The sequence below is a fragment of the Pseudomonas fortuita genome (assembly GCF_026898135.2).
In the GTDB taxonomy this organism is placed as follows: Bacteria; Pseudomonadota; Gammaproteobacteria; order Pseudomonadales; family Pseudomonadaceae; genus Aquipseudomonas; species Aquipseudomonas fortuita.
This window is the reverse complement of the sequence record NZ_CP114035.2, coordinates 1,950,741-1,969,343: the sequence shown is the minus strand read 5'-3', so window position 1 is coordinate 1,969,343 and position 18,603 is coordinate 1,950,741. Positions and strand designations below refer to the sequence as shown.

At 59.4% G+C, this 18,603-nt stretch carries 20 protein-coding genes; 7 read left to right on the top strand and 13 right to left on the bottom strand.

The features are described from left to right. Nucleotides 1–282 precede the first annotated feature (282 nt). Entirely contained in the window at nt 283–2,343 is a 2,061-nt protein-coding gene (locus tag OZ911_RS09090) for a TonB-dependent siderophore receptor (protein ID WP_268968687.1), read from the top strand. A 105-nt stretch (nt 2,344–2,448) separates the two neighbouring features. Then, a complete protein-coding gene (locus OZ911_RS09085) occupies nt 2,449–3,009 on the top strand; it encodes a nucleotidyltransferase family protein (protein ID WP_016485779.1) in 561 nt (186 codons plus the stop codon). Nucleotides 3,010–3,023: 14 nt separating this feature from the next. Here OZ911_RS09085 and OZ911_RS09080 read toward each other — a convergent pair whose 3' ends face one another. From OZ911_RS09080 to OZ911_RS09055, 6 genes are all read right to left on the bottom strand, one after another. Further along, on the bottom strand, nt 3,024–3,581 hold the full coding sequence (locus OZ911_RS09080) for a GNAT family N-acetyltransferase (protein WP_023047143.1): 558 nt from the start codon (nt 3,579–3,581) through the stop codon (nt 3,024–3,026). A 108-nt stretch (nt 3,582–3,689) separates the two neighbouring features. Further along, the gene (locus OZ911_RS09075; RefSeq protein ID WP_016485777.1) at nt 3,690–4,244 is read right to left on the bottom strand and encodes a helix-turn-helix domain-containing protein; all 555 of its coding nucleotides are present in this window, start codon (nt 4,242–4,244) and stop codon (nt 3,690–3,692) included. Nucleotides 4,245–4,422: 178 nt separating this feature from the next. Continuing rightward, on the bottom strand, nt 4,423–5,781 hold the full coding sequence (locus tag OZ911_RS09070; RefSeq protein WP_016485776.1) for an aspartate aminotransferase family protein: 1,359 nt from the start codon (nt 5,779–5,781) through the stop codon (nt 4,423–4,425). Nucleotides 5,782–5,850: 69 nt separating this feature from the next. Beyond that, nucleotides 5,851–6,624 carry a gamma-glutamyl-gamma-aminobutyrate hydrolase family protein gene (locus tag OZ911_RS09065; protein ID WP_016485775.1) on the bottom strand — a complete coding sequence of 258 codons (774 nt, stop codon included), beginning with the start codon at nt 6,622–6,624 and terminating at the stop codon, nt 5,851–5,853. Nucleotides 6,625–6,699: 75 nt separating this feature from the next. Then, on the bottom strand, nt 6,700–8,046 hold the full coding sequence (locus OZ911_RS09060) for a glutamine synthetase family protein (RefSeq protein WP_016485774.1): 1,347 nt from the start codon (nt 8,044–8,046) through the stop codon (nt 6,700–6,702). Nucleotides 8,047–8,073: 27 nt separating this feature from the next. After that, nucleotides 8,074–8,628: a helix-turn-helix domain-containing protein gene (locus tag OZ911_RS09055; RefSeq protein ID WP_016485773.1), complete on the bottom strand. Its 555-nt coding sequence runs from the start codon at nt 8,626–8,628 to the stop codon at nt 8,074–8,076. A gap of 213 nt (nt 8,629–8,841) precedes the next feature. Between OZ911_RS09055 and gcvA the strand changes: the two genes are divergently transcribed. After that, a complete protein-coding gene (gene gcvA / locus OZ911_RS09050; protein WP_031311687.1) occupies nt 8,842–9,735 on the top strand; it encodes a transcriptional regulator GcvA in 894 nt (297 codons plus the stop codon). Nucleotides 9,736–9,832: 97 nt separating this feature from the next. Then, nucleotides 9,833–10,528 carry an SDR family oxidoreductase gene (locus OZ911_RS09045; protein ID WP_268968638.1) on the top strand — a complete coding sequence of 232 codons (696 nt, stop codon included), beginning with the start codon at nt 9,833–9,835 and terminating at the stop codon, nt 10,526–10,528. A 115-nt stretch (nt 10,529–10,643) separates the two neighbouring features. On the opposite strand, the gene OZ911_RS09040 is transcribed toward OZ911_RS09045, so the two are convergent. The 7 genes from OZ911_RS09040 to OZ911_RS09015 form a co-directional block, all read right to left on the bottom strand. Then, nucleotides 10,644–10,952 (bottom strand): DUF2388 domain-containing protein, encoded by a 309-nt coding sequence (locus OZ911_RS09040; protein ID WP_016485770.1) that lies wholly within the window; start codon nt 10,950–10,952, stop codon nt 10,644–10,646. Nucleotides 10,953–11,041: 89 nt separating this feature from the next. Next, nucleotides 11,042–11,236 carry a hypothetical protein gene (locus OZ911_RS09035; protein WP_033731210.1) on the bottom strand — a complete coding sequence of 65 codons (195 nt, stop codon included), beginning with the start codon at nt 11,234–11,236 and terminating at the stop codon, nt 11,042–11,044. 39 nt (nt 11,237–11,275) lie between these two features. Beyond that, entirely contained in the window at nt 11,276–11,728 is a 453-nt protein-coding gene (locus tag OZ911_RS28870) for a DUF1090 family protein (protein WP_060518344.1), read from the bottom strand. 229 nt (nt 11,729–11,957) lie between these two features. Next, entirely contained in the window at nt 11,958–12,449 is a 492-nt protein-coding gene (locus OZ911_RS09030) for a hypothetical protein (RefSeq protein WP_024717329.1), read from the bottom strand. Further along, nucleotides 12,416–13,246, bottom strand: a complete 831-nt coding sequence (locus tag OZ911_RS09025) for a winged helix-turn-helix domain-containing protein (protein ID WP_023047145.1) — start codon at nt 13,244–13,246, stop codon at nt 12,416–12,418. The genes OZ911_RS09030 and OZ911_RS09025 overlap by 34 nt, the downstream gene beginning before the upstream one ends. A gap of 138 nt (nt 13,247–13,384) precedes the next feature. After that, the gene (locus OZ911_RS09020) at nt 13,385–14,101 is read right to left on the bottom strand and encodes a murein L,D-transpeptidase catalytic domain family protein (protein WP_016485765.1); all 717 of its coding nucleotides are present in this window, start codon (nt 14,099–14,101) and stop codon (nt 13,385–13,387) included. An 84-nt stretch (nt 14,102–14,185) separates the two neighbouring features. Beyond that, nucleotides 14,186–15,220, bottom strand: a complete 1,035-nt coding sequence (locus OZ911_RS09015; RefSeq protein WP_016485764.1) for a L,D-transpeptidase — start codon at nt 15,218–15,220, stop codon at nt 14,186–14,188. A 295-nt stretch (nt 15,221–15,515) separates the two neighbouring features. Here OZ911_RS09015 and OZ911_RS09010 point away from each other — a divergent pair, with 295 nt between their 5' ends. The 3 genes from OZ911_RS09010 to OZ911_RS09000 all read left to right on the top strand — a co-directional run bounded on the left by OZ911_RS09010 (nt 15,516) and on the right by OZ911_RS09000 (nt 18,467). Next, on the top strand, nt 15,516–17,036 hold the full coding sequence (locus tag OZ911_RS09010; RefSeq protein WP_023047146.1) for an NCS1 family nucleobase:cation symporter-1: 1,521 nt from the start codon (nt 15,516–15,518) through the stop codon (nt 17,034–17,036). Between the two features lie 481 nt (nt 17,037–17,517). Continuing rightward, nucleotides 17,518–18,111 carry a GNAT family N-acetyltransferase gene (locus OZ911_RS09005; RefSeq protein ID WP_023047147.1) on the top strand — a complete coding sequence of 198 codons (594 nt, stop codon included), beginning with the start codon at nt 17,518–17,520 and terminating at the stop codon, nt 18,109–18,111. Further along, complete coding sequence (locus OZ911_RS09000; RefSeq protein ID WP_023047148.1) at nt 18,108–18,467, top strand: cupin domain-containing protein; 360 nt, start codon at nt 18,108–18,110, stop codon at nt 18,465–18,467. The genes OZ911_RS09005 and OZ911_RS09000 overlap by 4 nt, the downstream gene beginning before the upstream one ends. Nucleotides 18,468–18,603: the final 136 nt, after the last annotated feature.

Here is an 18,603-nt window from a genome sequence, read left to right as displayed (position 1 = left end):
CAGCCTCAAGACGGCGCAGGGCAATGTAACCAACGCTTTCAAGGCTGCTCGCGGCAGCCGCTTGAAACCTCCGTGAGCACCGGCTAGCTGCTGCCATCCACCTAGGCCGTGTTTCGCGAGAGGTGAAGAAGCATGAAACATTATTTATCAATATATCTTCTCATTTGACGTAGATTCTCATTCGCACGAAATCTGTAACCCTTTTACCAGCCCCCGCCTCAGGAATTCCCCGTGAAACGTCATCTCCCTGCCCGCCTCTTGCTGGTCGGCGCATGCAGCGCCATGCCTGTCGTTCATGCCGCCGACAACCTCACCCTGCCCGCGACCCAGATCGACAGCACGAGCGAAGTGATGGATGCCGTGAGCCAGGGCTACGAAGGCAGGGCCTCATCCAGCACCACCAAACTGGGCCTGACCGACAAGCAGACCCCGCAGGGCGTGACAACCATCACCCGCCAGGCGCTGGACGATTTCAAGATCACCGGTATCAAGGACGCACTGCGCGCAGCACCGTCGGTAACCGTCGAGCAAACTGAAACCGACCGTACCGAATTCACTTCGCGCGGTTTCGACATCGACACCTTCGAGTACGACGGCATGGGCATGCCCTTCGTAAGCAGCACGCTGGTAGGGGACCAGGTCCTGGCCGAGTACGAGCAGATCGACGTGTTGCACGGCGCCAATGGCTTGATGAGTGGTGCCGGCAACCCGTCGGCCACGGTCAACTTCGTGCGTAAACGCCCGACAGATACCTTCCAGGCGCAGGTCGACACCAGCGTCGGCTCGTGGGACAGCCGCCGTATCGACGTCGATGTTGCCGGCCCGCTGACCGACAGCGGCAATGTGCGCGGGCGTTTCATCTACTCCCACGACAAGGGCAACTCATGGATGGACCGCTACAGCCACGAGCGCAACGTTGCTGCCGGCCTGCTGGCGTTCGATGTGTCCGACGCCGACACCGTGACCGTGGGCTTCTCCCAGCACAACAGTGACTCCAACGGCAGCACCTGGGGCAACCTGCCACTGGTGGACAATGACGGCAATGCCATCCACTACAGCGGGCGCAGCAACAGCATCGGCCAGCCGTGGACCTACTGGAACCTGCACACCCAGCGGGCCTTCGTCGAGCTGAAGCATGATTTCGGCAATGACTGGAACGCCACGCTCACGGCCACCGGGCAGCAGGAAAAGCAGAACACCAACATGCTTTATGTAGGTGGCGTCTCTGGTGATGTAGCCGACGCGTATGCCAACCACACCCGCAGCGAGGCTCACCAGCTGCTGGGCGAGGCCAAGGTGCAAGGCCCGTTCAGCCTGTTCGGTCGCGAGCACCAGTTGACCTTCGGGGCCGCGTACGGGCGCACGCACCAAAAAGGCCAGGAGTACGATGAAGACCTGGAGCATGGCAGTTTCTTCAACACTTCGTTCTCGGGCATCCTCGCGGGCAATACGCCTATGCCCTCGTTTGGCGTCACCAGTGACGACCTGGCGCAGAACTTCCAGGACACGCAAAAAAGCGTATTCGCCGGTGCGCGATTCAGCCTGGCCGATAACCTGCACTGGATAGCCGGTGCACGCATGCTCAGCGCCGACGGCAAGGGTGAGAGCTACGGTTCAGAACACTCCACGCGCGCCCATGGCAAGGTCACGCCCTACACCGGCCTGGTCTACGACCTGAACGAGGCATGGAGCATTTACGGCAGCTGGACCAAAATCTACAACCCGCAGTACAACGTGGTCGGTACCGACGGCAAGCTGCTCGACCCACTGGAAGGCAAGAGCATGGAAGTGGGGGTAAAAGGCAGCGTGATGGACGAGCGCCTGCACCTGACCGCTGCGCTGTTCAAGACCGAGCAGCGCAACGTGGCCGTGGATGCCGGGTTCGACGGGGTTCAAGAGGTTTACACACCGGGCGACTTCAAGAGCCACGGCGTAGAGTTGCAGGCATCCGGCGAAGTGGCGCCAGGCCTCGACCTGCTCGCCGGCTACACCTATGTACGTATTGACGATGACAACGGCGAGCGTGCGCGCAAATATGTGCCGGCCCACAGCTTGCGCGGCATGGTCACTTACCGCTTGCCGACCCTGCCACAGATGAAGGTTGGCGCCCGTGTTAGCTGGCAGACCGGCGTCGAGAACGACACCAACAGCGCCATCCACCAGAACGCCTACGGCCTGGTTGACCTGATGACCAGCTACGACATTGACAGCAACTGGAGCACGTCGCTGAACCTGAACAATGTCACCGACCGCAAATACCTGCTGTCGCTGTACAACAACGCGACAACCGCCAGCTACGGTGCACCGCGCAACCTGACGGCTTCGGTGACCTGGAAGTACTGACCCCGCCCGTCCTGTGTAGCGGCGCACTGAACGGCATCCAGTGATGGCTTTGGCGCCATTCAGGTAAGCTCAGCCCTTGCAATGCGACTATCAAGGACGGTATCCATGCATTCACTGACTGACGAGCAGTTACTGGCGATCATCCGCGAGAACCCGGTAAACCGGGCACTCCTGGCGGTGCTGGCAACGCTGGATATCCCCCACTGCATGCTGGTGGCAGGCGCCCTGTTCCAGACCTTCTGGAACCACCGCGCAGGGCTGCCTGCCGGCTGGGGCATCAAGGACTATGACATCGCCTACTTTGACGCCGATGTGTCCTGGGAGGCAGAGGACCGGGTAATCACCAGGGTGCAGCAGGCCTGCGCGCACTTGGGCGTCAACGTGGAAGTGCGCAACCAGGCCCGCGTCCACCTCTGGTACCAGGGGAAATTCGGCGGTGCTTATTCGCCATTGCTCAAGGTCACGGATGGCATCGACCGCTACCTGATCCGCTCGACCTGCCTTGGGGTTGATGTGTGCACGGGCACGTTGTACAGCACCCATGGCCTGGATGACCTGCAGCACGATCTGCTGAACATGAACGAGCTGAACCCACGGCCAGGCTTGTTCAGGGAAAAAGCCGCCAGCTACCGGGAGCGTTGGCCATGGCTTGTCTTGGTCGAGTGATCAGAATGCTCAAGCTAGTGTCCGGTTTTCGACGCGCTGAACCAGTCACTGCGTGTCAGCTCCCATACCTCGACCTGCATTGGCCCAGAAACAAAATATCCATCGCGGGTACTCACCCTGCGCATTCCCTCATGCTCTGAAACCTTGCGCGAGGCATGGTTGGCAACGGCTTTGGGAACCTGCATGAGCGGGCGTGACAACGCCTCGAACCAATAGGCGTTGATGACCCTGCAGGCTTCGCGCATGTAGCCCATGCCCCACCACTGCGGCGCAAGCCAGAAGCCTCTGTTGTTTCCAGGCTGCTCATACAAACTGATGCTGCCAATGGTGCAGTCAGCCTCGTTGCGCAGGCGGATCATCCAGTGCCATTCACGGCCCGCAGCCATGGCAGGCAGGGCGATATCCCGTACATAGACCAGCGCACCGTCTTCCGGATATGGCCAAGGGACGCGACGATCGAGGTAGCGGACAACTTCCCATTGCGGGAACAGTTTCTGGATTGCAGGTGCATCCTCCAGTCGCAGGGGCGTGAGTACAAGGCGATCGGTATGCAGCGTCGGCAGGCAATCCATGGCATTCGTTCCTGGGCATCCTTGTGGAAGCTTCAGATGGTCTGCGATGGGTCGTTTCTTGTCGAGCGGGACTACAGCTTACCTATGTGACCTGCACCCAAACGCCTCTCAGCTGAACACCCAGAGCACGCGGGTGGGCTTGTCGGTGAGGTTGGCATAGCGAAAACTGGCGTGGGGTTGCAGCTGAAAACTGTCACTGGCCCGCAGCGTGACCGGCTCGCCACCACCCAGCCACACCGTCAGCTCGCCTTCGAGCACGAAGCAGCCCTGCTCCGAGCTGTCGTCCAGGTACTCCTCGCCACTGCTGGCCCCTGGCTCCAGGTGGCTATCGAGCATGGAGAACGCGCCCGTTATCGTGGGGGATGCCAGCACATCGGTGATGCCACCCGCCAGGTGAAGGGTACGCCGCTCGTGAGGGCGGGTGACCCAGTCGAGCTCGCGGGGCTTGTCCAGCTTGTAAAAGTAGGCGGTCGAGACGCCGAGCTCTTCACTGATGGCTGTGAGGTCGGCCACGGTCGGGCGCGACACGCCCCGTTCGACCTGGGACAGAAAGCCCACCGAACGGCCTATACGCTGAGCCAGCTCGCCCAGCGTCAGGCCTTTGAACTTGCGCAGGTCGCGAATCAGTACTGCCAGGCCTTCGATTTCTTCGTGCACTTTCATAGTTGAATCGCGACTTTCAGACGGGAAAATAATGCCTTGAAAAGTACAGGATTCATCTCACAAAGCAAATTGCTTTGGGGGCCTGACGTGGGTTTTGCGGTTGGGGCGTAGATCGAGCGCCGCGTGGGCGGCGCTCGATATCACAGGCGCTGAAAATCTACAGGCAAAACCTCTGCCCTTACCGCACAGCCTCGTAGGTCAGGTCCAGGCACTTGCGGGCTTTTTCCACCAGCTCGTCGATCTCCTCGATGCTGATCACCAGCGGCGGCGCGATGATCATGGTGTCGCCCACGGCGCGCATGATCAGGCCGTTGTCGAAACAGTGCTGGCGGCAGATCATGCCGACACCTTTGCCTTCGTAACGGGCGCGGGTGGCCTTGTCTTTCACCAGCTCGATTGCGCCGAGCATGCCCAGGCCGCGCACTTCGCCCACCAACGGGTGGTCGGCCAGTTCGCGCAGGCGTTGTTGCAGGTACGGCGCGGTTTTATCGTGCACCTGCTGGATGATCTGCTCGTCACGCAGGATGCGCAGGTTCTCCAGGCCTACCGCAGCTGCAACCGGGTGGCCGGAATAGGTAAAGCCATGGTTGAAGTCACCGCCTTCGCTGATGACCTTGGCCACTTCGTCACGCACGATTACCCCGCCCATGGGGATGTAACCAGAGGTCAGTCCCTTGGCAATGGTCATCAGGTCGGGCTTGAGGTCGTAGTAGTCGGTACCGAACCATTCACCGGTGCGGCCGAAGCCGCAAATCACTTCATCGGCAACGAACAGGATGTCGTACCTGGCGAGAATTTCCTTCACCTTCGGCCAGTAGGTTTGCGGCGGAATAATCACGCCACCGGCGCCCTGGATCGGTTCGGCGATGAAGGCGGCAACGTTGTCTACGCCAACTTCAAGAATCTTCTTTTCCAACTGCTCGGCCGCCCACACGCCGAAGTCGGCCTCGGTCATGTCGCCGCCTTCGCCGAACCAGTACGGCTGCGGGATGTGCACGATATCCGGGATCACCCCGCCCTGCTGGTGCATGCCGCTCATGCCACCCAAGGCTGCGCCCGCCACGGTAGAACCGTGGTAGCCGTTGATGCGGCCAATGATGACCTGCTTGCTCTTCTTGCCCTTCAGCGCCCAGTAATGGCGCACCATGCGCAGCACGGTGTCGTTGCCTTCAGAGCCGGAGCCGGTGAAGAACACATGGTTCATGCCTTGCGGCGCCACATCGGCGATTGCCTTGGCCAGCTCCAGCGCAGGGGGGTGCGCGGTCTGGAAGAACAGGTTGTAGTAAGGCAGCTGCTTCATCTGCTGGCTGGCAACTTCGGCCAGCTCATCGCGACCGTAGCCGACCGCCACGCACCACAGGCCGGCCATGCCATCGAGAATCTTGTTGCCCTCGCTGTCCCAAAGGTACACGCCCTTGGCCGAGGTGATGATGCGCGGGCCTTTCTCAGCCAGTTGTTTGACATCGCTGAACGGGGCCAGGTGATGGTCGCGGCTCATCGATTGCCAGGCAAGGGTCTGCGAATTCTTTTCACTCATTGACTTCTACTCCATCAAGTTGCGCGGCCAGGCTGCGCGGGTACTTTTATAGTTGGGAACGGTCGGTGTTCAGGCCGACAGCAACAGCCTTTGGCGCAGTACCGAGCGCTGTCGGCAGGCCTTGCCAAAGGCCTGGAAGATGGTCAGGTAATGCGGGTTGTCCATGACCTGGAACTCGGGGTGCCATTGCACGGCCAGGGCAAAACCCTTGCCGTTCTCGACCGAAATCGCTTCCACCAGGCCATCGGGTGCCAGCGCTTCCACCCGTAGCCCCGGGGCCAGTACATCGATGCCCTGGCCATGGATGGAATTGACGTCGAAGATCGCCGGCAAGCCCATGCGATCGAGCATGCCGCCGGGCTTTACATGCAGGGTGTGGCGCGGCCCATATTGCTTGTCCAGGGGCTCGTCCTTGCCTTCGCGGTGGTCCATGAACACGCCGGTCTCGTGGACTTTCTGGTGCAGCGTGCCGCCCAGTGCCACGTTCATTTCCTGGAAGCCCCGGCAAATGCCGAGCACCGGCACGCCGGCGGCGATGGCCGCACGCATCAGCGGCAACGTGGTGGCATCACGCAGCGGGTCGTGCAGCGTGCCCTCTGCACTGGCCGCGCCGTTGTAGTGGAACGGCTCGATGTTGGACGGTGAACCGGTGAAAATCAGCCCGTCCACCACGTCGAGAATATCGGCGCTGTCCATCAGCTCACCTAGGCTGGGAATCACGATGGGCAACCCACACGCTGCCTTGGCCGCCGCACGCGCGTATTTCTCGCTGATGGTCTGGGTTGCATGTAGCTCGATCATGCTGGTGCATGCGGTAATGCCGATAACGGGCACACGGGGCATATCTTCCTCCGGCAAATCCATATTGCGTGTTGTAGTGAAAGGGAGGGTGCAGCGTCGCTGTCTGGACTTCGCCACCTACAGGAACCAGCGGTATTCGCGGGCATCGATGTGGCGCATGAAGTCCAGTTGTTCCTGGTATTTGTTCTCGCAGTACACCATCACGAACTCACTGCCCAAGCCTTCGTTGACCACCGGGTGGTGACGCATGGCGGCCAGGGCACCGAGGGCATCTTTGGGGAAGTCGATACCGCTCTGACGGTTTTCGTTCAGCGGGGCGATGGGCTCGACGCCACGGTCCAGGCCATGCTCCATGCCGGTCAGAATGGCCGCCAACACCAGGTACGGGTTGGCATCGGCACCGGCGATGCGGTGTTCGATGCGCAGGTTGCGCGGGTCGGACTCGGGGATGCGAATGCACGCATCACGGTCTTCGAAGCCCCAGCTGGCCTTGCTCGCCGCGTTCACCATGGCGCCGTAGCGGCGGTAAGCATTGTGGTTGGGGGCGAAGATCGGCATGCAGTGCGGCAGCAGCTCCAGGCACCCCGCCACCGCATGGCGCAGCTTGCGCTGCTGCGCGCCAGCCAGGATGTTGTTGCCGGCAGCGTCATACAGGCTGACGTGCACATGCATGCCGCTGCCCGGCGCGTCCAGGTATGGCTTGCTCATGAAGCTGGCACGGTAGCCGTGCTTCATGGCGATACCGCGGGTACTGCGGCAGAACAGCGCCGACCAGTCCGCCGCGCTCAGCGCATCGTCGCTGTGGGAAAAATTGATCTCGAACTGGCCAGGGCCCAGCTCTGCGGTGATGACGTTCGCCGGCACACCCTGCTCGTTGGCGCCATCGACCATCTCGTGCAGCACCGACGAGAAGCGTGAAAGCCGCTCGATGTGCATGTTCGGCTGGTCGTCCTCGTCCCCGGTCGCGGTGTCCCGTGGGTACTGTGGCAGGCCGTTGTCGAGCTTGCGGTCGAACAAGTAGAACTCCAGCTCGAAAGCCACCACCGGGCGGATGCCGCGTTTGGCCAGGCGCTGAATCACGCGGGCCAGCACTTCACGGGGCTCGAACTCGATAGGCTTGTCGGTGCCGTCGGAGGTGATGAGCATCTGGGCAATCACTTCTTTTTCCCAGCGCACTGGCTTCAGGGTACCCGGCACCAGGCGCCGAGCAGCATCCGGGTCGCCGTCGGCAAAGCAGTAATCGCCAATCGGGTAAAGGCCACCCTGGGTACCCAACAACACGCAGTTCTGCGGCAGCTTCAGAGGTGCACCGGCTGCAACCTTTTCCAGCATGTCCATGGGGTAGCGCTTGCCGTAGAAGTGCCCGGGGATATCCAGCGCAATCAGGTCGACATAACGAATTTCTGGGTGCTCCGCTCGGAACGAGCGCACTTCAGCCAGCAGATCCGGAAAGATGACACTCATCTTCTTATCCTTGTGAGGTGAACGAATTCAATTGAAGACCCAGAGCACGCGGGTGGGTTTTGCCGTGAGGTTGGCGTAGCGGAACTGCGCGTGGGGTTGCACCTGGAAGCAGTCGTTGGCCTGCAGGGTCACGGGCTCGCCGTGGTCCAGCCATACCGTGAGTTCGCCTTCCAGTACGAAACAGCCCTGCTCGGAACGGTCACTCAGGTACGCCTCGCCACTGGTGGCGCCTGGTTCGAGGTGGCTGTCGAGCATGGCGAAGGCACCGGCGATGGTGGGCGAAGCCAGCACATCGGTAATGCCCGACTCCAGGTACAGCGTGCGCCGCTCGTGGGGGCGCGTGACCCAACCAATGCTGCGGGGCTTGCTGAGGTTGTAGAAGTACGCGGTCGACACGCCGAGCGCTTCGCTGATGGCGGTGAGGTCCGCCACGGTAGGGCGCGAAACACCGCGTTCGACCTGAGAGAGGAAGCCGACCGAGCGGTTGATGCGCTCGGCCAGCTCGCCCAGGGTCAGGTTCTTGAATTTGCGCAGGTCGTGAATAAGGATCGCGAGGGCTTCAACCTCTTCGTGCATCTTCATCGATTGGGCTGCCGTGAAATTTTTAGAGTTATTTTTCATGAAAAAATACAGTAAATTTTTCACGAGTCAAGCAGGACGATGGAAATGCGCAGCAGCGAACCGATGCCCTGCGGCCCAGGGATCTGGGTTGATAAAGGTGGGCCGGGTTTCTTTAACGGTGCTCAGGGAGTAGCCTGCGCGGTGAATCTTCCCAGCCCGGCCATTGCCATCGTCATGCCAAACGGTTTCCCTGAACTGCCCCCGCTTAACGCGCTACGCGTGTTTGAAGTGGTTGCCCGCCACCTGAACTTCCGCCTGGCTGCCGAGGAACTGGGTGTGACCCAGGCGGCAGTTGCTCAACAGATACGTGGGCTGGAAGCGCACCTGAAGCTTCGTTTGTTCGAGCGCCTCCCGCGGGGCCTGGCGCTGACCGATGCGGGCCTGGGCTACAGCGCCAGCATCCGCAGCGCCTTGGCAATGATTGATGAAGCAACCCGGCTGCTCCGGCCACAGGCGGCTCACTTGACCGTCAGCGTTACCCCGACGTTTGCCTCAAAGTGGCTTATCCCCAGGCTGGGCAACTTTGCGCAAAAACACCCGGATATCGATCTGCGTGTGCTGGCCACGGACCGGCTGTCGCACTTCAGCACCGATGGCGTGGATATCGCAGTGCGCTACGGCAAGCCTGAAATCGGCGCGGGCTTGAACAGCGAACTGCTGATGGATCAGCGCATTGTCGCCGTGGCCAGCCCAACGCTTTTTGAGGGCACCCGTGTGCCCGCCAGCTTTGCGCAGCTTCAAGATTTCATCATGCTTCACGATGCCCATGATTTCTGGCCTCAATACCTGGCCGCAGTGTTCCCGCAACACGCGCAACCGACGGCCAAGAACCTGCGGTTCAATCAGACCTCGTTGGCTATTGATGCGGCCGTCAGTGGTCAGGGCATTGCGTTGGCCAGCCTGGCGTTCGTCAGCGATGAAATCGTTGCGGGCAGGCTGGTCCAGGTCTTCGCTCAGCAGCTAGGGCTCGACAAGTCGTTCTATCTGGTGTGGCCACGCAAGCTGCAGCAGCCTGAATCGCTAGGCGTTGTGCGGCGCTGGCTCAAGCAACAGGCTGACAATAGTTAATCTACTGCCACGGTAAAGTTTGGCTGCCTCCCTCCCCGCTGGGGCTACTGCTAAGGTGATTGCACCTAAGCAATCAGCCGTTCACGTTGGAGGCAGCATGTCAGTAGAAAAAGTTGCGATTATCACAGCCGGTGGCAGCGGCATGGGCGCGGCACGCCTGGCCGCTGACGGCTTCAAGGTGGGCATCCTTTCCTCTTCGGGCAAGGGCGAAGCACTGGCTGCCGAACTTGGCGGCATTGGCGTAACCGGCAGCAACCAGTCGGTTGAAGACCTGAAACGCCTGGTAGATGCCGTGGTAGAAAAGTGGGGCCGCATCGACGTGCTGGTCAATAGCGCTGGCCATGGCCCGCGCGCGCCGATCCTGGAGATCAGCGACGAGGACTGGCACAAGGGCATGGACACCTACCTGCTCAATGTCATCCGCCCTACGCGCCTGGTAACGCCTTACATGCAACGCCAGAAAGGGGGGGTGATCATCAACATTTCCACGGCGTGGGCGTTCGAGCCGAGTGAGTTGTTCCCGACCTCTGCTGTTTTCCGCTCGGGCCTGGCCGCCTTCACCAAGATCTTCGCCGACAATTTTGCCGGGGATAACGTGCGCATCAACAACGTTCTCCCCGGCTGGATCGACAGCCTGCCGGCCACCGAACAACGCCGCGACAGCGTGCCGCTCAAACGCTATGGCACCCGCGAGGAAATCGCAGCCACCATCGCGTTTCTCGCCAGCGAAGGCGCTGCCTACATCACCGGGCAAAACATCAAGGTTGACGGCGGCCTGACCCGCAGCGTGTGATTGGGTATGGCCGCAGTCTGCGCTGCTGCGGCCTTCGGTTTCTGCAACAGGGGTGCTCGCGTGCTCGACGCGCTCCCCCGCAAGCCAGCCAGTCGTGGCCGTTTGACCTTCAAGGTTAATAGTTCTCGTAAGCCAATATGAATTGAGCCAAGGCCATGTCACTGATAGCTATGTCTGGATGGGAGTGCCGAAATTTATCCATCGCAGCTTCAAGGTAGACCCCCTTGATGTTGCCATCGCTCGCAACATAGCTGCTGGCATCATCTCGCGTTGCGGCTATCAGCTTTTTATCCCGCGAGGTCAAGTAGGTGGTTGCAGTGCTCGTGCTGGAGATGAGGGTTTCGGCCCAGAAATCATTCATCGCCATCGCAGGGCTGGAAAAAACCAAAAAACAATAAGTGGACAAGGAAAATATAAAGCGCATTAATAAACCTGAATAAAGAACACCCGAAGCAGCGTTAAAGCCGTTATACCATCACTTCAGCAGACCCGTCAGCGAGCCCTTTACTGGCATCACTCAACAAAATGGCTCCGCTTCATCCGCATCGCCGCCTTATTCGCGCGCTTCAAGCGCGCAGTGCGCTGGGCTTTATTATAATCGTCACGCCCCTGCATGACACCGCCCGCCACTTCAACCCAATCACTCGCGGTACAACCGGAAACCAGAAAGGAAAATAAAAGCGGACACATACACATCAATGACTTCATTAAACGCCCCGTTGACCACCGATCAATATAACAATGTAACTACCTTTCTTCCCCTGAAACCCTGCGCAGCCGCTCCTGCGCTTGCTCCAGTTTCCCCTTGTATCTTTCAACCATTCTGGAAGACCCGGACGCTATCGCAGCTTCCAGCTGGTCCTCCCTCCGGTGAACGTCTTTCAGTGCGCGAGACACTTGTTCGCCTGGTTCGCTCGGTTCATCATCACGGCAATACCGCTGAACCCGAGACAACGCAGCTTCCAATCCTCTCTGCTGGTATATATTCCCATACCGTATTGCCTGATCCCTTTCGTGAGCAATCTCGTCTCTGCGCTGTTCACAGCGCTTAACATCTCCTGCCAAAGACAGGTCACACACTGCAAACACAGCGAATACAACCAGTAAAAAAGGCGCTGCCCCCACGCTACGAATACCGAGCGCGTGCTTCCTGTACGGATACCCTGCTAACTGCTTACCCACAACACGTCGACCCTGCATACCTGAAAGCCTTGTAAAACCATCGAGCACCATGCTCAACCTGGGCAGCACAGTACCTCGCGATGACGCGACCGGCTTTACGTCGACCTTACTTGGCCTTACTTAACCACCTCAACAGGCGCCTGACCCTTACTTTTTCTTACCAAACGCCTGTACACCGCCTACCCTGCCCTGATAACCGCATCCCCCGGGCAGCGGACGAGCGCCTACTCAAACAGCGCAATATTCACTAACGCGGCACGTGGCACACCCCTACCACCAGGTTATTCACATTGAAATAGTACTCAAAATCCGAGAAAGCATTGAAGGTCATGATGCCGCCCTGAAAACCACGGGCCATGAATGGAATATGACTTCCCGCCGTATCGCCATCGAATGTTGAAATAGAACGTGTCTTGAAGAGATATCGCGAGGTGTCCAGGTGCGTCAGCGACAACTCGAAGCGTCTGTCATACACATATTTTACACCGCGCGGGCTTATCACATGATAATAGGCATAGATCGCACCCTCATTGGGGTCGATCGTCATATCTCCGACGCCGCGCCAAAGCCCCTCTCCCTCCTCCACATGAACAAAGTCAATGGAGGCGCTGCACGGGGCCCGAGGACTATCTCGGTAGACCGATATCAGGTAATTGCTTATCAAGCCCGCAAAAATAAAAACCGAGAGAAGTGACGTAAACCCAATCACTTTTTTCCAACGCGAAGATAATTTACGCACAATGCCTCCCCGTGGCTTTCTGGCTTTACACAACTTACCAGCAACTGACTGAGAGGCTTGCGCACATAATAGTTGCTGTCTTTCAAGACCAACGCCGGCTCGAACCCGGCCATCGCCGCCAATACATCATCCTTAGACATATTTTCACTCTGTTCGGCGTACAGCGTTGCCCCATCACGCTCCCAGACACGTTTCCACGCTTCCAGGTCCGGCGGCTTGTGAAACATCAGGTAGGCATAAATAACGGGGAGCGACGCGCCTAGAAAAGCGAGAGCCGGTAAAAACAAGTGACTATTTCTTCTTATCCATCCGTCACGCAATGGAAGGGGGGCCATGACAGCGTTTTGCCTTTCTTCAGCGAGCTCCGCCTTGCCAGCTACAGTCTCACTCGAGCCGCTCCGTTTGCTGTCATTGCCGACGGGTTGCTCATTGGCGCCCGATGATGCCCGAGGCCTGTCTTGCTCGAGGTGCAATGGCATGTCACGTTCAACTGCAACGTCCGCGGAAACCATGGTGATTTCACACAGCAGTATCAAACCTCGCTTAGGCAATGTTTTCAAACTGTCTCGAGGCACACCAACATCAACCAGCTTCGAACGAAGCGCATGCACTGTTTTATAATAACTACTGTCAGAGACAACCAAGCCCCGAGCACCCCATACTTGAGAGATTATCGCCTCTTTATCAGTAATGCCTGCTATCAGGGCAAGCAACAGATCGCTTTCGTTACTGCCTAACGTTGTCGATAAGTTAGCACGACTCAGTGTCATCCGTTCAGCGTCGTAACAAACCTCCATCAATCCCCTCCACTGCCAATGACTTGCGCCAGCACGATGACAACCTTCCGGCTAGCCAACTGCTGCTTCAGCACAGTGCCGCTGCGTCACGCATACTATCATTTTGCGGGGCCTGACCTGCCCCAAGGGAGCGAAGGCTTACTTGCTGGCGACCGATTGATTGGGCAGCGCACAGCTCTGGGCGTTAAGAAAGCGCGATTTCTTCAGCCAGTCTTGCTGAGGATAATAGGCAAATACGTAACTGCCGCGTTGCAGCGTCTCGATCAGCTTGCCGGCAATTGCTGGACGAACGGCCGGGCAGCCCTGGCTGCGCCCCAGGCGCCCGAGACCCGGTACTACCTTGGGGTCGGCATACGCAGCAGCATGCATAACGATCGCCCGCGACATGCTGTTGTCGTTGAACCCCGGTTCCAGCCCCTGCAGGCGCAGCGAGCGGCCGTGCTTGCCACTGTAGGTCTGCCCGGTCTCATACAGGCCGATGGAGGACTGGAAGCTGTTAGGCGCATTGGAGAACGTGGTCGGCACATCCGCGCCGCTGTTCTTGCCATGGGCCACCCACTCCTCAAACAATAGTTTCCTGGCGCGCAGGTCGAACACCCACAGGCGTTTGTCACGCGAGGCTTTGGAATAATCGATCACCGTCAGCAGCTTGTCCGCGTTGCTATGACTCGCGCAGGTATAGGCGCTGAGTGCCAGTGCCAAGGTCGAGAGACTGGCGTTTGGCGCCAACTGCTGCAGCTCGGCCGCACTCGGCAGGGGTTGCGCATCGGCGGCATGCCCGGTGCTGAGAAAACACAGGCCAATACCGGCCACCGAAAGCCGTAAGGCCCCCCGCAATAATTGGAAAATCGACATGGAATACCCTGTGAAAAACTGGCTTTTCTTGCCTTGATTGCAGCCAAAATTGGCTACTTTGCTTGATTATCTCAGCAATGCCGATCACTTCTTGACCAATGGTTTGGATGCTTCACTGCCTTCGGTGCTGATCACCGTGAATTTTCCGTCGCTGCGGGTATCCCGGGTCGATGCCCAGTCCGTAATCACCAGCATCGTGCCAACGTCCATCGCCGCACGTAAATGGCGGCGGAACGCCGGGTTGATGTTCAATTGCCCCAGTTGTTCATAGGGCGTATTCCCGTACTCCGGGTTGCTCAGGCCCACCACTGACCAACGCAGGGGCAGCCCGTCATCGAGGGCAAGGGTGGATGGCTTTTGCAGCAGGGAATACACCGCCATGCCGCTACGATGCTGACGGCTTTCAAGCGAAAGTGCAGGTGCCGAACCGATCAGTTGCCCACCGCGATACACGTAGGCGCGCATATCGGCGCGGCTGATCAGGATCGACAGTGGCCCTGCCGTCGGGTCTGGGTCGTCCCAGAATTGCTGGTTGCTCAGCACCAGCGGGCCCTGGGCCTTGCCATCACTGACCGTCGGCGCCAGCACGCCGGGGTGGTAAACCTCCACCGGGGCACTGTTGGTATCGGAAACGATGACTGTGGTTGAGCTGAAACCGGTGACTTCATACAGCTTCTTTGCAAAATCCATCGGCAGTCGAACACATCCATGCGAGGCAGGGTACCCCGGTAGATGGCCAGCGTGCAGGGCGATGCCATCCCACGTCAGGCGCTCCATGTAGGGCATCGGTGCGCTGTTGTAGAGGCTGGACTTGTGCTCGACCTTCTTCTGCAAAATGCTGAATACCCCGGTGGGGGTTTCCCGGCCGGCCTTGCCGCTGCTGACGGTGCTGACGCCAATGGCGATGCCATTGCGATAGACGTAGGCTCGTTGCTCGGTAAGGCTGACCACAACGGTCACCGGCCCCACCGGCGAGACCTGCGGGTACCAGAGAAACTGGCCAGGCTTGAGGCTTTCAAGCTGGCTCCTGAGTGCGGCCGGCGTGGGCACCTGAAAGGGAGCCGCTTCGACCATGGCGGCGGCGAGCAACAGACTCAGCCCAAGCGGTACACGCAACATCCAATAGCCCCCATATATCCCTGCCCCCAGCTTAGTCGGAACATCATCCGCAAAGCCACCCGCTCAATACACCGGGTAAAAGCTGCCGGCCCGGCGCACGGCCAGCCGTGGTGCGAGTGGTAACAACCTTACCCAAAAAATGTGCACAAAATTCCCAATTACAGCCTTGGATCACCTGCTGACTATGCCGAATGAAGGCTATAAAGCAGTGGGAGCCACCGAACGCATGGGTTGGTACGAATCTTGTTTGTATACAAGACCAAAAATAAAAGTACACAACCATCATGGAGTTCCGATGGCGTCGATTTCACGTTCCGATGTTGACCAGCGCGATGCTCTCCCGGCCGATACGGCTGGGCCCAGTCAGCTGGCGTTGAGCCCGCGCCTGTACAGTGCCGACCTTGCCCCGACACGCGCGGCAAATCGCACTTGGGGGCGCTACAGCCTGTTTGCGCTGTGGACCAACGATGTGCATAACATCGCCAACTATTCCTTCGCCATCGGCCTCTTTGCCTTGGGCATGAGCGGCGCTCAGATCCTCGCCGCCTTCGCGCTCGGCGCGATGGTGATCTACGGCCTGATGAACCTGTCCGGCTACATGGGCCAGAAGACCGGCCTGCCCTACCCCGTGTTGTGCCGGATCAGCTTCGGCATTCATGGGGCGCAGATTCCGGCACTGATCCGTGCGGTGATCGCCATCGCCTGGTTCGGCATCCAGACCTACCTCGCCTCGGTCGTGCTGCGCGTGCTGCTGACCGCCATCGCTCCGGACCTCAAGGCCTACGACCAGAATTCGATCCTCGGCCTGTCGACCCTGGGCTGGCTCACCTTCCTTGGTATCTGGTGTGTGCAGGTGGCGATCTTCGCCTACGGCATGGAGATGGTGCGCCGCTTCGAGTCGATCACCGGGCCGATCATTCTGGTCGCGTTCGCCTGCCTGGCGGGGTGGATGTACTGGCGCAGTGGCCTGTCGATAGCCTGGTCCAGCGGCAACGCGCCAACCGGCTCCAGCCAGTGGCTGAAGGTGCTCGGCGCCGCTGCGTTGTGGGTTTCGCTGTATGGCACCATGATTCTCAACTTCTGCGACTTTACCCGTAACTGCCCGGATCGGCGCACCATCAGCGTGGGCAACTTCTGGGGCCTGCCGGTGAACATGCTCGGCTTCGCGCTGATCGCCGTGGTGCTGGCCGGTGCGCAGTTCAGCATTGACGGCAAGCTGGTGCAGGGCCCGACCGACATTGTCGCCGCCATCCCGAACACTGCCGGCCTGGTGCTGGCCTGCCTGGCCTTCCTGATCGTCACCGTGGCGGTGAACATCATGGCCAACTTCGTCGCGCCGGCCTACGTGCTCGCCAACCTGGCGCCGAACCTGCTGAACTTCCGCCGCGCTGGCTTGCTCAGTGCCGCAATCGCGGTAGTGATCCTGCCCTGGCACCTGTACAACAGCCCATCCGTGATCGTGTATTTCCTCGGCGGCCTGGGCGCCCTGCTCGGCCCACTGTACGGCATCATCGTCACCGACTATTACCTGGTACGTCGCAGCCGGGTGAACCTGCCGCAGTTGTATAGCGAAAGCACAGAAGCCGCCTATCACTACAGCGGCGGGGTCAACCTGCGCGCCGTGGCCGCCTTTATCCCGGCTTCGCTGATCGCCATCGTGCTGGCGCTTGTGCCGGCGTTCGAGACGCTGTCGCAGTTCTCCTGGTTCTTCGGTGCAGGCCTGGGCGCGTTGATCCACTACGCCATCGCCAATCGCAGCATCAAGCACCTGGAAGTTTGCGGCGAAAGCATTGCGGTAGAGAGCGCGCAGCACTGACCGGCGCATTTTTGAATCGGCGCATTTCGCCGGTCACGATGGACCAGCCCTCAGCTCCGCTGAATAGTCCTGAAACCAAGGCCAGCGGCATGCCGCCCCTTCTCATGGGTATCCTGTGTTGCGGGTCGGCCGTTCACGGGCCTTTATCGCCTGTCGGCGCAAGGCCTGGATGATGAGCTCATCAGCCAGGCCGGCCAGCGACCTGGCGGCACGGCTGACAGTAACCAGCAAGCGTCGCCCAGCCGATTGGCGCAGGCTTGCAACGCCTCATCGAGCCGCGTGAACGGCTCACCCGCGCAGATCTCCCAATCCCAGCGCCAGTGCGCAGGGTTTCACTTTACCGAGCTGAAGCAGCGTCGCATGCCGTGCTGACGGTGTTCGCCCAGAGCATGATGGGTACCGTTGAATCCACCTAACCTGCCACCTGGCCAAAGGGGTAATCCTTGAAAATCAAGTACCCGATCCCATGGGAGCACCGCACATGCTTATCGACTTCAGACCCGCTCATGCCTCGGATGCGCAAGATATTGCGCGCTTCTTTCAACTGACATCGGAGGGCATGGCCGATTACATATGGAGCAAGCTTGCAACACCTGGAGAAGCATTGCTGAGTGTCGGCACGTCTCGCTATGCCAGGGAACAGGGCGACTTTTCCTACAAGAACTGCCTGATGGCCATTTTCGAAGGGCGCGTCATCGGCATGATGCATAGCTATGCTTTGCGCGAGACCCCTGACAGGCCTGTCGAGACCGACCCGGTCCTCGCGCCGTATTCCGACATGGAGATACCCGACACCTTATACATATCCAGCTTGGCCCTGGATGAAGCCTGGCGCAGCCAAGGGCTGGGCGTCCAGTTTCTTCGCCACGCTCAGCAACGCGCTGAGGACGCTGGCCTTGATGGGCTATGCCTGATTGATTATGCCGAAAACCACGGTGCACGCCGCTTCTACGAACGTCACGGCTTTCAAATTGTTAAAACCTGCCAGATCGTTCCGCACCCGATGCTGAACGTAACCGGTGAAGCCTATTTGATGTATCGCCCTACCCACAACGTGCTCGAGAAAAAACCATGAACAAGAAGCTGACCGTATTCCGCGAACTGGATATCCAACCGGTGCGCGACCTTCCCTTTTTCGAAGCGGTCGTGGAAGGCACGCCTCATACGCTGACGTCCAAGTATTATCACGATGAACAACAAGGTCGCATTTCCGGAGAATGGGAAGCCAGCACCGGCGCGTGGCGCATCGACTATAAAGTCTGGGAGTTCTGCCATGTCCTGAGTGGATGCTGCGTCATCGAGCTTGAGGGTTGCGCCCCCATCACACTGGCCGCTGGCGACACGTTCATTATCGAACCGGGCGCCAAGGGCAAATGGACCGTACTGGAAGACATGAAAAAGAACTTTGTGATCCTCTTGCCCGCGAACTAGGCATGGGGTGGCGGTTCATCGAGCGCAAGGCCGCTTTGCATGCTTGCCTGCTGGCCGCGCTCGAATGTTCTTCGGCAGGCCACAGCAGCCCTCTACCTCATGGCTGCGCTGTCGCGCATACAACCAGGCGTTCGGC